Origin of the sequence: Streptococcus sp. Marseille-Q5619, assembly GCF_946901205.1 — a bacterium.
GTDB lineage: Bacteria > Bacillota > Bacilli > Lactobacillales > Streptococcaceae > Streptococcus.
This window is the reverse complement of record NZ_CAMPPO010000001.1, coordinates 195,088-209,174: the sequence shown is the minus strand read 5'-3', so window position 1 is coordinate 209,174 and position 14,087 is coordinate 195,088. Positions and strand designations below refer to the sequence as shown.

At 36.0% G+C, this 14,087-nt stretch carries 17 protein-coding genes; 13 read left to right on the top strand and 4 right to left on the bottom strand.

Annotated features, from left to right (window positions below):
• Positions 1–5: 5 nt before the first annotated feature.
• From OC530_RS00960 to msr(D), 7 genes are all read left to right on the top strand, one after another.
• Positions 6–980 (top strand): nucleoid-associated protein, encoded by a 975-nt coding sequence (locus tag OC530_RS00960; protein ID WP_185755675.1) that lies wholly within the window; start codon positions 6–8, stop codon positions 978–980.
• Positions 980–1,594 carry a cell wall hydrolase Pmp23 gene (gene pmp23 / locus OC530_RS00955; RefSeq protein ID WP_262078737.1) on the top strand — a complete coding sequence of 205 codons (615 nt, stop codon included), beginning with the start codon at positions 980–982 and terminating at the stop codon, positions 1,592–1,594. Before OC530_RS00960 ends, pmp23 begins: the two co-directional genes overlap by 1 nt.
• Positions 1,595–1,667: 73 nt before the next feature.
• Positions 1,668–2,642, top strand: coding sequence for a DUF1002 domain-containing protein (locus tag OC530_RS00950; protein WP_262078735.1), 975 nt, complete (start codon positions 1,668–1,670; stop codon positions 2,640–2,642).
• 73 nt (positions 2,643–2,715) lie between these two features.
• Positions 2,716–4,071 carry a 23S rRNA (uracil(1939)-C(5))-methyltransferase RlmD gene (rlmD, locus tag OC530_RS00945; protein ID WP_262078733.1) on the top strand — a complete coding sequence of 452 codons (1,356 nt, stop codon included), beginning with the start codon at positions 2,716–2,718 and terminating at the stop codon, positions 4,069–4,071.
• A gap of 515 nt (positions 4,072–4,586) precedes the next feature.
• Positions 4,587–4,757 (top strand): hypothetical protein, encoded by a 171-nt coding sequence (locus OC530_RS00940; protein WP_000873143.1) that lies wholly within the window; start codon positions 4,587–4,589, stop codon positions 4,755–4,757.
• A gap of 385 nt (positions 4,758–5,142) precedes the next feature.
• Positions 5,143–6,360 (top strand): macrolide efflux MFS transporter Mef(A), encoded by a 1,218-nt coding sequence (gene mef(A) / locus OC530_RS00935; RefSeq protein ID WP_000417519.1) that lies wholly within the window; start codon positions 5,143–5,145, stop codon positions 6,358–6,360.
• 119 nt (positions 6,361–6,479) lie between these two features.
• Complete coding sequence (gene msr(D) / locus OC530_RS00930; RefSeq protein WP_000420313.1) at positions 6,480–7,943, top strand: ABC-F type ribosomal protection protein Msr(D); 1,464 nt, start codon at positions 6,480–6,482, stop codon at positions 7,941–7,943.
• Between the two features lie 117 nt (positions 7,944–8,060).
• Here the strand turns inward: msr(D) and OC530_RS00925 are convergent, their stop codons facing one another.
• The 4 genes from OC530_RS00925 to OC530_RS00910 are packed head-to-tail and all read right to left on the bottom strand — an operon-like array spanning position 8,061 to position 9,305.
• Positions 8,061–8,360 carry a DUF5960 family protein gene (locus OC530_RS00925; RefSeq protein WP_070697132.1) on the bottom strand — a complete coding sequence of 100 codons (300 nt, stop codon included), beginning with the start codon at positions 8,358–8,360 and terminating at the stop codon, positions 8,061–8,063.
• The gene (locus OC530_RS00920) at positions 8,347–8,715 is read right to left on the bottom strand and encodes a hypothetical protein (RefSeq protein ID WP_262078725.1); all 369 of its coding nucleotides are present in this window, start codon (positions 8,713–8,715) and stop codon (positions 8,347–8,349) included. Before OC530_RS00920 ends, OC530_RS00925 begins: the two co-directional genes overlap by 14 nt.
• A gap of 12 nt (positions 8,716–8,727) precedes the next feature.
• Positions 8,728–9,063: a hypothetical protein gene (locus tag OC530_RS00915; RefSeq protein ID WP_000806926.1), complete on the bottom strand. Its 336-nt coding sequence runs from the start codon at positions 9,061–9,063 to the stop codon at positions 8,728–8,730.
• Positions 9,060–9,305: a hypothetical protein gene (locus tag OC530_RS00910; protein ID WP_001813542.1), complete on the bottom strand. Its 246-nt coding sequence runs from the start codon at positions 9,303–9,305 to the stop codon at positions 9,060–9,062. The genes OC530_RS00915 and OC530_RS00910 overlap by 4 nt, the downstream gene beginning before the upstream one ends.
• Positions 9,306–9,727: 422 nt before the next feature.
• On the opposite strand from OC530_RS00910, the gene OC530_RS00905 reads away from it, so the two are divergent.
• The 6 genes from OC530_RS00905 to OC530_RS00880 all read left to right on the top strand — a co-directional run bounded on the left by OC530_RS00905 (position 9,728) and on the right by OC530_RS00880 (position 14,052).
• Positions 9,728–10,480, top strand: coding sequence for a CPBP family intramembrane glutamic endopeptidase (locus OC530_RS00905; protein WP_262078722.1), 753 nt, complete (start codon positions 9,728–9,730; stop codon positions 10,478–10,480).
• 93 nt (positions 10,481–10,573) lie between these two features.
• Complete coding sequence (locus OC530_RS00900) at positions 10,574–11,065, top strand: phosphoribosylanthranilate isomerase (protein WP_262078720.1); 492 nt, start codon at positions 10,574–10,576, stop codon at positions 11,063–11,065.
• 552 nt (positions 11,066–11,617) lie between these two features.
• Complete coding sequence (locus OC530_RS00895) at positions 11,618–12,184, top strand: hypothetical protein (RefSeq protein ID WP_262078718.1); 567 nt, start codon at positions 11,618–11,620, stop codon at positions 12,182–12,184.
• Positions 12,185–12,505: 321 nt separating this feature from the next.
• On the top strand, positions 12,506–12,694 hold the full coding sequence (locus OC530_RS00890) for a hypothetical protein (RefSeq protein WP_000179769.1): 189 nt from the start codon (positions 12,506–12,508) through the stop codon (positions 12,692–12,694).
• Positions 12,695–12,756: 62 nt separating this feature from the next.
• On the top strand, positions 12,757–13,521 hold the full coding sequence (locus OC530_RS00885) for an ATP-grasp domain-containing protein (protein ID WP_261032919.1): 765 nt from the start codon (positions 12,757–12,759) through the stop codon (positions 13,519–13,521).
• A 186-nt stretch (positions 13,522–13,707) separates the two neighbouring features.
• The gene (locus OC530_RS00880; RefSeq protein WP_001127480.1) at positions 13,708–14,052 is read left to right on the top strand and encodes a hypothetical protein; all 345 of its coding nucleotides are present in this window, start codon (positions 13,708–13,710) and stop codon (positions 14,050–14,052) included.
• The last annotated feature ends 35 nt before the right edge of the window (positions 14,053–14,087 follow it).

Genomic DNA, 14,087 nt, shown 5'->3' with positions numbered 1-14,087 from the left:
CTTTTATGGACATTTATATTAAGAAAGCCATTATTCACCAGTTCAGTCCGGATGATACCGAGCTGTTCCTAGCGGATAAGTTTCTCAATATTACTCCAAAAATCGAAGAATACCTGCGTAAAAAAATTGAACGTGTGTATTCAGATGAAGCCAAGACTGGGATTTTCGAGGAAGAAAATCCCTTCTTCAATCACATCACTGACGATTTGTTGGAGACATCAGTAAAGCTTGCTAATCTCTGGAAAGAAGAGTTCAGTATTTCTGAAAATCTCAAGACCAATGACTTGATTTTTGTGCAATTTTCTAAAGAAGGCGTGGAACATTTTGCTTTCTTACGAATTGCTCTGCGGGAGACCTTGACCCACCTCGGTGGAGAAGTTGATAATCCAATCAAGCTGACTCAGAATAACCTGCCTGGATTTGGAACGGGTGCTGACGAAGCCTTGGTGGTCAATCTTCAGAGTCGCAAGTACCATCTGATTGAAAAACGTATCAAGTACAATGGGGCTTTCTTGAACTATTTTTCAGAAAATCTTCTTGCTGTCGCTCCTAAGATTTCTCCTAAAAAATCTATCAAAGAACTAGAAAAAACGGCACAGCGAATTGCTGAGACTTTTAATACAGATGATTTTCAATTTCAATCTAAGGTCAAATCAGCGATTTTTAACAATCTGGAAGAAAGCAATGGATTGTCGCCTGAGAAATTGGCTAACGACCTTTTTGATAACAATCTGACTGCTCGTTTGAGCTTTATTGACCAAGTCAAAGAAGCCGTACCAGAACCAGTTCAATTTGATGAAATTGATGCCAGTCGCCAGCTTAAAAAATTTGAAAACCAAAAACTCTCCTTGTCAAATGGAATTGAGCTCATCGTTCCCAATAACGTCTATCAAGACGCCGAGTCTGTTGAGTTTATCCAAAATGATAATGGAACCTACTCTATCTTAATCAAAAATATCGAGGATATCCAAAGTAAATAATGTTTAAACGAATTCGAAGAGTGCTTGTACTAGCAGTCTTCCTTTTTGCTGGCTATAAAGCTTATCGCGTTAACCAAGATGTCAAGCAAGTCATGACCTATCAACCCATGGTACGAGAAATCTTGAGTGAAAAAGACACCCCAGCAAACGAAGAGCTTGTGCTCGCTATGATTTATACCGAAACAAAAGGAAAAGAAGGCGATGTTATGCAGTCTAGTGAGTCTGCAAGTGGTTCCACCAACACCATCAATGATAATGCCTCTAGCATTCGGCAAGGCGTTCAAACTCTGACAGATAATCTCTATCTGGCTCAGAAGAAGGGTGTTGATGCCTGGACGGCTGTTCAAGCCTATAATTTTGGACCTGCCTATATCGATTTTATCGCCCAAAATGGTAAGGAAAACACCTTGGCTCTGGCCAAACAGTACTCTCGTGAGACTGTTGCTCCCTTGCTTGGCAATACCACTGGAAAGACTTATAGTTATATTCACCCCATTTCCATTTTCCATGGAGCCGAACTCTATGTAAATGGAGGAAATTATTACTATTCTAGACAGGTGCAACTCAACCTTTACATCATCAAATGTTTCACTCTCTTTTCGACATCTGGCTAGTCCAGGTGTTTTTGTTATAAGTTTTCTTTAAGATAGATATATTACTCTAGAAAGGTAAAGGAGGAAATTCCCCATGAGAAAGAAACTCTTTCTGACTAGTGCTGCGGTCTTGTGGGCAGTAACAGCTATGAATAGCGCCCATGCAGCAACAGATGTTCAAAAAGTCATTGATGAAACCTATGTCCAACCTGAATATGTCCTAGGTTCATCCCTATCGGAAGACCAAAAAAATCAAACCCTAAAAAAACTAGGCTACAATGCCTCAACAGACACCAAAGAACTCAAGACCATGACACCTGATGTCTATTCTAAGATTATGAATGTGGCCAATGACTCTAGTTTACAGTTGTATTCATCAGCCAAGATTCAAAAACTGGGTGACAAGTCGCCACTTGAGGTCAAGATTGAAACACCAGAAAACATCACTAAAGTGACGCAGGATATGTACCGAAACGCAGCAGTAACCTTGGGAGTGGAACATGCCAAAATTACTGTAGCAGCCCCTATTCCAGTTACAGGTGAGAGTGCTTTAGCAGGGATTTATTATTCGCTAGAAGCTAATGGAGCAAAGGTGCCACAAGCCAACAAAGAGTTGGCTCAAGAAGAACTAAAGGCTTTGTCAGATATCAATACTGAAAACAAGGACAAGTCAGGCTATGATGCTAATAAATTGAACGTTGCCCTAGCCGATATCAAGTCAGGACTCGCCAAAGCAAAAGAAAGCAAGGGAAATCTGACAGAAGAAGATGTCCGCAAGATTGTTGAAGATACCTTAAAAAATTACAAACTTGATCAGGTTATAACAGGAAACCAGATCAATATCATCATCAATTTTGCTTTAAATCTCTCAAAAAGTGATATCCTCAGCAATGCAGACTTCACTAAAACCCTAAATGACCTTAAACAAAGTATCGTATCACAAGCTGGCGATAGCTTTAAAAATATTAACCTTAACTTTGATGCTGATAAGGTGCTAGAGAACGGCGGTAATTTCCTAAGCTCCCTCTGGCAAGCCATTGTCAACTTCTTCAAGAGTTTTGGTTCTTAAGAAATTTCATGGTATAATAGATGGTAACCGTAACGTTGCCGTCTTTTTTGTCGGCCAATAGAAAGAGAAGAGAATGTTAAAGAAAAATGATATTGTAGAAGTTGAAATTGTTGACTTGACCCATGAAGGTGCAGGAGTTGCCAAGGTGGATGGTTTGGTCTTTTTTGTAGAGAATGCTTTACCGAGTGAAAAAATCCTCATGCGTGTCCTCAAGGTTAATAAAAAGATTGGTTTTGGGAAGGTTGAAGAATATCTTGTCCAATCACCACACCGTAATCAAGATCTAGATTTGGCTTACCTGCGTTCAGGAATTGCTGATTTGGGTCATCTTGACTATCCAGAACAGCTCAAGTTTAAGACCAAGCAAGTCAAGGACAGTCTATATAAGATTGCTGGAATTGCTGATGTAGAGGTTGCTGAAACTTTAGGTATGGAAAATCCAGTCAAGTACCGTAACAAGGCACAGGTCCCTGTCCGTAGAGTGAATGGTATCTTGGAAACAGGATTTTTCCGTAAGAATTCCCACGACCTCATGCCTTTGGAAGATTTCTTTATCCAAGATCCTGTGATTGACGAGCTAGTAGTAACCCTACGCGACTTGCTCCGCCGTTATGATTTGAAGCCTTATGATGAAAAGGAACAAGCTGGCTTGATTCGAAACATTGTGGTGCGTAGAGGTCACTACTCAGGACAAATCATGGTCATTTTGGTGACAACTCGTCCGAAGATTTTCCGAGTGGAGCAATTGATTGAACAACTAATCAAGCAGTTCCCAGAGATTGTTTCTGTCATGCAAAATATCAACGACCAGAACACCAATGCGATTTTTGGTAAGGAATGGCGCACCTTTTATGGACAAGACTTTATCACTGACCAGATGTTGGGAAATGACTACCAAATCGCTGGACCAGCTTTTTACCAGGTCAATACTGAAATGGCTGAAAAGCTCTATCAAACAGCCATTGACTTTGCAGAGTTAAGAGAAGATGATGTGGTTATTGATGCCTATTCTGGTATCGGAACGATTGGCCTCTCTGTTGCCAAACATGTCAAAGAAGTTTATGGTGTTGAAGTTATTCCAGAAGCAGTTGAGAATAGCAAGAAGAATGCCCAACTGAACAATATTTCAAACGCCCACTATGTCTGTGATACAGCTGAAAATGCTATGAAGAATTGGCTCAAAGATGGAATTCAACCAAGCCTTATCCTAGTGGATCCACCAAGAAAAGGACTCACAGAAAGCTTTATCAAGGCAAGTAGCCAAACAGGAGCTGACCGCATCGCCTATATCTCTTGTAATGTCGCAACCATGGCGCGTGATATCAAACTCTACCGAGAATTGGGATACGAGTTGAATAAAGTACAGCCGGTTGATCTTTTTCCTCAAACGCATCATGTTGAGGCGGTAAGTTTGCTAGTCAAGGAGTAAAACGACGAAGATTAGCATTTACTTCCGCCCATGCGATAGCTGTCCGTGATTGACAAGTGCTAGCACGCAGACAGAACGGAGATAGCGAACCGCTGAGTGTGTTGCTCTGCTCGTAAAAACATAGAAACCTTTGAATGAAAGGGATAACGAAAAGCCTTGATTGCAAGGCTTTTTGCTTTATGGTGGGTAAGTATCAGAGTGAGAAAATTTTTGGAATGAGTAGAAGTGATAGCTAGAAATTATCAGTTTCTATTTCCATTTACCCTGTGGGTACGTGTTTGTTTCCATTGACAAGGAGTTTGTGGGAATAGAAATGTACCCACCTTGTTTGAATCAAGTGAAGTGTAGTTGAAGGAAATCTGTTGAAAGCAATACTTCATTTTACCGAATAAGTAATAATTTAGGCAACTTCAAATCGATTAAAAAAAACTATTTTAAAAGTTAAGAGTAGACAAAAATTGTCCACTCTTTTTTGCAAACTCAATTTATCAATAAATGAAATGAGGGAATGTAAAATGAAATATTTTGAGGTTGAGTTAGAAAATCCTGATGAATTTTTAAAACTACAAACAGAAGATTTTGTGAAAGCTAATCGCTTGCTACTAAGGAAGATAATCCAGAGCGTTACAGTCTATGAAGAAAACTTCGTGATATCCTTTAAATCTGGCATCGAATTGGAAGTATGAGTCTCATTCCATAACTTTTATATTGAACATATCATCTTGTTGTGTTATACTATAAATTGATATAAACAAAGATGTAGGAGGAACCGAAACTATGACAGCCTCAATGCGTTTAAGATAAGCTGGCAATAAAAAAAGCAGAATCTATACCCGATGATAGGCTTTTTTGTTGTGCTTATTTATACGATATTGAGCATTCATTAGTTACGGTGAGGATATTGGTTATTTAACTATACCTTTATTTAACTATGTCTTTAATATGAATGTTTCCAAATTGTATGTATGCAGACCAAAAGCCACATTGTGGGGTTTGGCCTGCATTTTTTATTGCCTAGAATGCTATTCAAAATAGAAATTCAAGCAAAATAATATGCAGGAGATAATATAAATGGAAAAATACAACAATTGGAAACGAAAATTTTATGCAATATGGGCAGGGCAAGCAGTATCATTAATCACTAGTGCCATCCTGCAAATGGCGATTATTTTTTACCTTACAGAAAAAACAGGATCTGCGATGGTCTTGTCTATGGCTTCATTAGTAGGTTTTTTACCCTATGCGATTTTGGGACCTGCCATTGGTGTGCTAGTGGATCGTCATGATAGGAAGAAGATAATGATTGGTGCCGATTTAATTATCGCAGCAGCTGGTGCAGTGCTTGCTATTGTTGCATTCTGTATGGAGCTACCTGTCTGGATGATTATGATAGTATTGTTTATCCGTAGCATTGGAACAGCTTTTCATACCCCAGCACTCAATGCGGTTACACCACTTTTAGTACCAGAAGAACAGCTAACGAAATGCGCAGGCTATAGTCAGTCTTTGCAGTCTATAAGCTATATTGTTAGTCCGGCAGTTGCAGCACTCTTATACTCCGTTTGGGATTTAAATGCTATTATTGCCATCGACGTATTGGGTGCTGTGATTGCATCTATTACGGTAGCAATTGTACGTATACCTAAGCTGGGTAATCAAGTGCAAAGTTTAGAACCAAATTTCATAAGGGAGATGAAAGAAGGAGTTGTGGTTCTGAGACAAAACAAAGGATTGTTTGCCTTATTACTCTTAGGAACACTATATACTTTTGTTTATATGCCAATCAATGCACTATTTCCTTTAATAAGCATGGAACACTTTAATGGAACACCTGTGCATATTTCTATTACGGAAATTTCCTTTGCATTTGGGATGCTAGCAGGAGGCTTATTATTAGGAAGATTAGGGGGCTTCGAAAAGCATGTATTACTAATAACAAGTTCATTTTTTATAATGGGGACCAGTTTAGCCGTTTCGGGAATACTTCCTCCAAATGGATTTGTAATATTCGTAGTTTGCTGTGCAATAATGGGGCTTTCGGTGCCATTTTATAGCGGTGTGCAAACAGCTCTTTTTCAGGAGAAAATTAAGCCTGAATATTTAGGACGTGTATTTTCTTTGATCGGAAGTATCATGTCACTTGCTATGCCAATTGGGTTAATTCTTTCTGGATTCTTTGCTGATAAAATCGGTGTAAATCATTGGTTTTTACTATCAGGTATTTTAATTATTGGCATTGCTATAGTTTGCCAAATGATAACTGAGGTTAGAAAATTAGATTTAAAATAAACAATATTGGAGGAATATTTATGTATCTTATTTTCATGTAACTCTTCCTGCTAAAATCGCAGGGTTTTCCCTGCATACAAGCAAATGAAAGCATGCGATTATAGACAGGAGGAAATGTTATGGAATTAATATTAAAAGCAAAAGACATTCGTGTGGAATTCAAAGGACGCGATGTTTTAGATATAAATGAATTAGAAGTATATGATTATGACCGTATTGGTTTAGTAGGAGCAAATGGTGCTGGAAAAAGCACTTTACTCAGGGTACTTTTAGGAGAATTAACTCCCCCAGGATGTAAAATGAATCGTCTGGGTGAACTTGCCTATATTCCCCAGTTGGACGAAGTAACTCTGCAGGAGGAAAAAGATTTTGCACTTGTAGGCAAGCTAGGTGTTGAGCAATTAAATATACAGACTATGAGCGGTGGTGAAGAAACAAGGCTTAAAATAGCACAGGCCTTATCGGCACAGGTTCATGGTATTTTAGCGGATGAACCTACGAGCCATTTAGACCGTGAAGGAATTGATTTTCTAATAGGACAGCTAAAATATTTTACAGGTGCACTGTTAGTTATTAGCCATGACCGCTATTTTCTTGATGAAATAGTAGATAAAATATGGGAACTGAAAGATGGCAAAATCACTGAGTATTGGGGAAACTATTCTGATTATCTTCGTCAGAAAGAGGAAGAACGTAAGAGCCAAGCTGCAGAATACGAACAATTTATTGCGGAACGTGCCCGATTGGAAAGGGCTGCGGAGGAAAAGCGAAAACAGGCTCGTAAAATAGAACAGAAGGCAAAAGGTTCTTCAAAGAAAAAAAGTACTGAAGACGGAGGGCGTTTAGCTCATCAAAAATCAATAGGAAGTAAGGAAAAAAAGATGTATAATGCTGCTAAAACCCTAGAGCACAGGATTGCGGCCTTAGGAAAAGTAGAAGCTCCGGAAGGCATTCGCAGAATTCGTTTCAGGCAAAGTAAAGCATTGGAGCTCCATAATCCATACCCTATAGTCGGTGCAGAAATTAATAAAGTATTTGGGGATAAGGCTCTGTTTGAAAATGCATCTTTTCAAATTCCGTTAGGAGCAAAAGTGGCGTTAACTGGTGGTAATGGAATCGGAAAAACAACTTTAATCCAAATGATCTTAAACCATGAAGAAGGAATTTCTATTTCGCCTAAGGCAAAAATAGGTTACTTTGCACAGAATGGTTACAAGTACAACAGTAATCAGAATGTTATGGAGTTTATGCAGAAGGATTGTGACTACAATATATCAGAAATTCGTTCAGTGCTAGCATCTATGGGGTTCAAACAGAACGATATTGGAAAAAGTTTATCTGTTTTAAGCGGTGGAGAAATTATAAAATTGTTGCTTGCTAAAATGCTCATGGGTAGATATAACATCCTAATAATGGATGAACCCAGTAACTTCCTTGACATACCAAGTTTAGAGGCTTTGGAAATACTAATGAAGGAGTACACCGGAACTATCGTGTTTATCACCCACGATAAACGATTACTCGAAAATGTAGCAGATGTAGTTTATGAAATTAGAGATAAGAAAATAAATCTGAAACATTAAATTTAAGGTAGTCGCTGGTCAGTATAGTCTGTTCTGGTTGGCGACTCCATTGTTAAAGAGTATAAAGACTTTAGATTTTATGAATATTAAAAATAGGAACAGTCAATTGAACTGCTCCTATTTTTCTGCTAAATATATTGTAGTTTTCTTATATGTATAATGATAGATTAGCGGATTCTCATCTACGGTACTTACTTCAAATATGAAGAAGTGATCGCGGTTATCTCTGGACTTTTCCTTATTGAGGACAAAGTAATTCTTACGTGAAGTCGCCATTGTTTTTAGGATATCATCAGTTAGGAAGGTCAATGGAATATTCATGTTGGAATAGCGGTAGAAGTCACATTCAAAATCTTGGTAGCTCTCGCTGTAGTAGTCCATTTGCAGTTGGTTACGCTGAAACTTAAGCTGATTCATAAAGCACCTCCTCAACAAGTTCAATACTAATAATGTCTTTCAATTTCAAATTGATGTGACCTGTTGTAGTTTTTATCAAAATGAAATCCTTATTCAGACTTGGTATTGTTCCAGTGTGGGAAACACGCTTGTTTTTTTCAATCACTTGAATGCGTGTGCGTAGCTGCCCGGCGTATACTTGACTGAGGAGTAATAATTTCTTCTCTAGTGATAAGTCAGACATGTACGTTACTTTGTTTGTATCATCAGAGAGTGCTGATGCATGTTCAGATAGGAAAAAGCCCATCCATTTTTGCATCTTTGTATCCTGGTACTCTCTTGCTGATTGAAATGGTAAATATGAACGGTCAATCATATCAAATCCTTTCTATGCAGAGGCAAGGGTATTTTTATCAAATTGAATCGTAAAACCTTGAATTCCCCCACCTGTGTAACATTCTTTAAAGCGATTGATTACCTCAGTATAGATTATCACAGATGAGCTTGTTGGCTTAATGCTAAATGTAAATTCCAATGGTAATCGGTTTTCAGATTTAGCATGTACTAGTCGTATCGATATTTCAGTTGTTTTGAGTTTTCTCTGACGAAGTTTTGAAGTTGCTGTTTCAACGATTCCATGTAAAAATCTTTCAAGCATTTCAATATCATTACATCCTTTGCTACGGATTTCTGAAAATTGTACTGTATTTTTTTCTTGTTTCATTTTAATCCCTCCAATCCACCCGCGGAATGACCACCGATAAGTTTACTGCGTTCAATATTTCTGGAACCTTCAGTTAGGACGGTTCCTTTTTGTATGGCTAAAAAACCAAACTGTTCTCTGACAACATCAATAGCTGTCTGAAGTCTATTATCTTTTTCAATTTGTTCTACATCATCAAAGAGTGATAGTAGAGTATAGCTTTCATCTACGAAGCCACTATAAGATACACCAATTTGTCTCACTGCACCAGAGGTGTATTTTTTCGGAATAATACAAGTACATGACTCACCATTGTTTTGGGGAGATTTGCGGGTTCAATTTTATTCTGAGCATTTATAGATTTTTTCATCTCAGTCCTAGAATAGCCAATATGAATAGAAACGACAGTAGTCAATACTAGGGCTACTGTTCCGTTCCACAGTATCATTTAAAAATCATTTTCACACCCTTTCGTCTATTAGTATAGAAGAAAGCTCTCAGCACATGTCGAGTGTGTAGCTTTGCTGGTAAAAGCCTAGAAAGCTTGGTATGAATCAATAATAAAAAGCCTTGATTGTAAGGCTTTTTTTGCATTTTTGTGATAGAATATAGGTAGTTATAATCGACAGCAACTAAGAAGCAGTAAAAATATTATTCTTAAAATAATCAAGATAAGGGCGATAAAATGACAGAAATTGACAAAAAGAATTTTAAAAATTATCTTTATTGTACATTTGGAATTACTTATATAGCTTGGGGACTTCTTGCCATATTTACTCAATCTCATATTTTGGGATTAGAAACATTTATAGGGAGAATGTTACATATAGTAGGTGCACTTGGTCCAGCTATTGCAAGTGGCTTTTATTTGAAAAGGAATAATATAAAATTTCAACATTTTCTATTTAGTAAGAAAGGAAAAAGTAGTATTTACTTCATTATTCATTTGTTAGCAATTTTGATACTATTCTCTGTATCTTCCTTAGAATTAAACGGAGTATCAATTTATCTGATGCCGCTATTCTTTATACAATTAATTTTTTTTGGTGGTGGACATGAAGAATTAGGATGGAGAGGTATATTACAACCGTTACTTGATAAAAAATATACTTATTGGCAATCTAATTTGATTGTAGGATCAATTTGGGGAATTTGGCATCTGCCTTTATGGTTTATAGTTGGAGAAAGCCATCAAGGATTTCCTTTTATTTTATTTTTTATATATACATTATTTTTAAGTTTTGTTTTAGGGCTTCTTTATCGTCAAACGAAATCTGTGGGGTACTGTCTATTATTTCATGCGTTCGCAAATTTGTTAAATCTCTATTTTGTGTTAAAAATTAATGTTATTTTTATCATCATTTTTATTGGTTATTTGATTTATACAATATTGGCGAGTAATAGAATTAGTAAGGAAAAGAATTTGTATCCAAAATAACTGGGTATAGTCTAGAAAATGAAGATGATTTTGTTCAAGGTAATGTAATAAAGTAGAAATAACGAACATTTATATGAAAGGTTTAGAGTAAACATGAGTCTCTTATTTGAAGAATTTAAAACCATTTGTTTCCATTTAAATCGAGTCGGAATTACACCGACACTGATGGGGTCTTTGGGATTGGAGTTTAGAACGAAAGAAAATTGGGAGCCCTCTGACATTGACATTCATGTGCCTGGTGACCCTAGAGGTTGGGAAGCACCTGATCATCTCAGAATTTATGACCGGGACAAGATAATGAAAGTGATGAAAGACTTAGGCTACGTCTTAATAGATATTCATGAGCATGAATTCCAAAAGGATAGAGTGAGTGTTGAATTTGGAAGTATCGATTCCTTACCTGATTTTGCAGGAGTCTCGGAATCGGATATAGAGCTTATTCACATTGAAGGCATCACTTTTCGTCTTCCAAGTCTGGAGCAGTATCTAAGTATTTACAAAGCTTCTTCTCAAGACTCCTATCGAAATGATCACAATAACAATAAGGATTTTAAAAAGATCGAGTGGCTGGAAAGTCATTTGTAAATTATCATATGAAAAGTAGTAAGTTGTAAGACGGGCTGCTATGTTATTTTTATCATCATTTTTATTGATTATTTAATTTATACTATATTGGCTAGTAAAAGAATTAGTAAGAAAACAACATTTTAAAATTTAGATCAGGATATCCATCATTGAAAGTAACGATTTGTTAATTAGATGATTAATGTTAGAGAATTTTCAATTGTAATTTTAATTGGAGTTATGGATGTCGTTTCTTTTGGAAGTGGTGATATTCTTTCCGCTCCACAGTATCATTTTAAAATGATTTTTATTGCCTTTTGTTTATTAGTATAAAAGCAGAATATTACTACATGTGGAGGCGGTATCACTGCTTGTACGAGTTGAAGCATCAGCGAAGTAAAAGTAGATGTTCAGCCAATGTGACGAGGTAAGACCGAAGGTCGATAAGATGTATTCTGGGTATAGGACTCGTAAAGTAAGTAGGAAATATGATGAGATGATACAGAGAGCCTGAATTGGTCAGGTGACGTGCTTATTTACATTAGACAGATAATGAAAATGGAGAGATTATCGATGGTTATATTGGAATTGTACCAAAATGATTATTCTAAAGATTTAGTCGCATTTGATTCCATAGAAGATGGGAAAGCCTTTGTAGCTCAAATCCCGGGATACACTCTGGAAACAGAAGATGGTTTTGAAGTGGAGTATTTTAATCCTAAGAACATACAGGATTATATGGAAATTATTTTTAACGGAAATATTGTTCCTTTATCTAAATTTATGTTCGATCCTGAGGAAAATGTAGACATTATTTGGAAAGAGATTTCAAATTTATCCCTCAAAAACGATAGAGTGATCGAAGGATATTCAAAAATTGATGCATATGTCGTTAACAACCGTGAAGTTAAAGCCTATGTCGAAACAAGAGAAACGAACTATCGTAAAGCAAAAGACTTCTTAGAAAGCTGCGGATATGAAATCGACAGAAGCTTTTTCGGAAGTGAAGACGGTGAAGCGATTCTTTACAGAAAAAAAGGGAGCGAAGATTGGCATTTCTTGTGTCACTTAGACCCAATGTTTGTAGAGATTGAAGATGTAGAAGGATATGTTAAAGAAGAGGTGGGAGAGATTCAATAGTCAACCACAGTTCCTTGTGAGTATGTACCTTTGCTAGTAAAATCGTCAAATCCTTGTAACAAAGGGGGTTAAGAAAACCATTGAGTGTAAGCCTTTTTCTTGTTTAGAGTGTAGGTATTAGAGTAGTCACTCATAATTTATACTAGATTTGATAACTTATTTGAGACAGATTTTATTTCTATAAATACTGTGAAAATTTTTTAATACCAAAGATTTAAAGTTACTGTGTTAAAAATCCTCTCCACTTTTAAACTAATGTATTATAAAAGCCAGTTGACACAAGTGTTACACCTGTGATAGAATTAACTTGAGGTGAAGAAAATGGCAACTGATAAAAATAGAATAATGATTAGCTTGGATGATAAAAATCTAGAGAAACTTGAAAATTTAGTAGAAGATGCTAGAGATAGAAGAGGAATGCGTTTAACAAAATCCCAAGTTATAGAATTACTCCTAAATACCGTTGATTATTTCGATGATATTATGGGAGCTATTTACTCAAAAAAATAACAGCATAAATGCTATTATTTTTTTACAAATAGGTGTAACACTAGTGATGTAGGAGCGATGAAATGGTTGTTTATATTAGACAAAGCAAACTACCAAGTGAAGTTTCAATTAATAAGTACAATGCTCAAGTAGGTGCCTACTTACAAGGAGAAGAAGTTATTTTATATCAATCTTTTTCTGAAATAAAACAGTTAACAAGTGATGATACAGTTGTAGATTATATAACGGAGACTAGAGCATTACTAAAAATGATGGGCTTAAACGTTCCGGTTTATGACTATCCTATTGAGCTTAAAGAGTTTTATGGTCGAAATATTTATGAAGGTGTGTTAGGAGAGATTGTAAATATACCTGATAATTGGGGGAAATTTATTAAACCTAAAGCTGGATCAAAAGTCTTTACTGGAAGAGTTGTTAATGGAACCCATGATTTAATAGGTATTGGTCTACCTTTCGATTATCCTATATGGATTAGTGAGGTTGTAGAATTCATAGCTGAATGGCGTTGTTTTGTGTTAGATGGTCGCGTATTAGATGTTCGACCCTATACAGGTGATTATCATGCATTATTTGATCCTAGTGTAATTGATGAAGCCATATCATGTTGGAAAGATGCGCCAATAGCTTATGGAGTAGATATCGGTGTTACTAGTGATGGCAAGACACTTGTTGTTGAAGTAAATGATGGTTATGCATTAGGAAATTATGGCCTATCTCCTTTAAACTCAATCAATTTTCATAAAGCTAGATGGAAAGAAATTGTAAAACCTTATTTTGAAAAAAACGATGTTTTTACTATGCCTGAAAATGGAAATATAAGTTTCTAAAAGGAACAGAAGTAAATCTGTGTTTAACTGCAACGAGTAAGTTGCAGTTTTTTATTTTGAATAATGATATAATAGGATAAGAAAATAATGAAAACGCTATATATTTGAAAATTGTTTAGAAAGTATGAAAACAATTGACATGATTATTAAATCATCAACTTGAATTATAAAAAAAGGAGTACTGACATGCCGAAATATACCGACGAAGATATTAGAAAATTAAATAAAATCACATTAAAAATTGCTGGTGATTATTTAGGTATAAGTTCACAGGCAGTTGCTATAGGTCTTAGAAATAATCTTCTTCCAATTGGTTTTGCTATTCATAACGAAGAAAGAGATAGACGTTTCACTGAGAGTTGGTCTTATCATATTATTGCTGAAAGAATGATTTCATACAATCACGGTAAGCTCTCAGAGATCCGTGTTGAAAATATTGAAACTAGTTTAGAAAAAATTATAGAGGAATTTAACGTTTTAAAACAAGATCTACTTTTTATATTAAGCGAAAATGCAGAAGTGAAGAATTAGAAGTTTTTGAATTTGCGTTTTCGCTTGGTAAATAT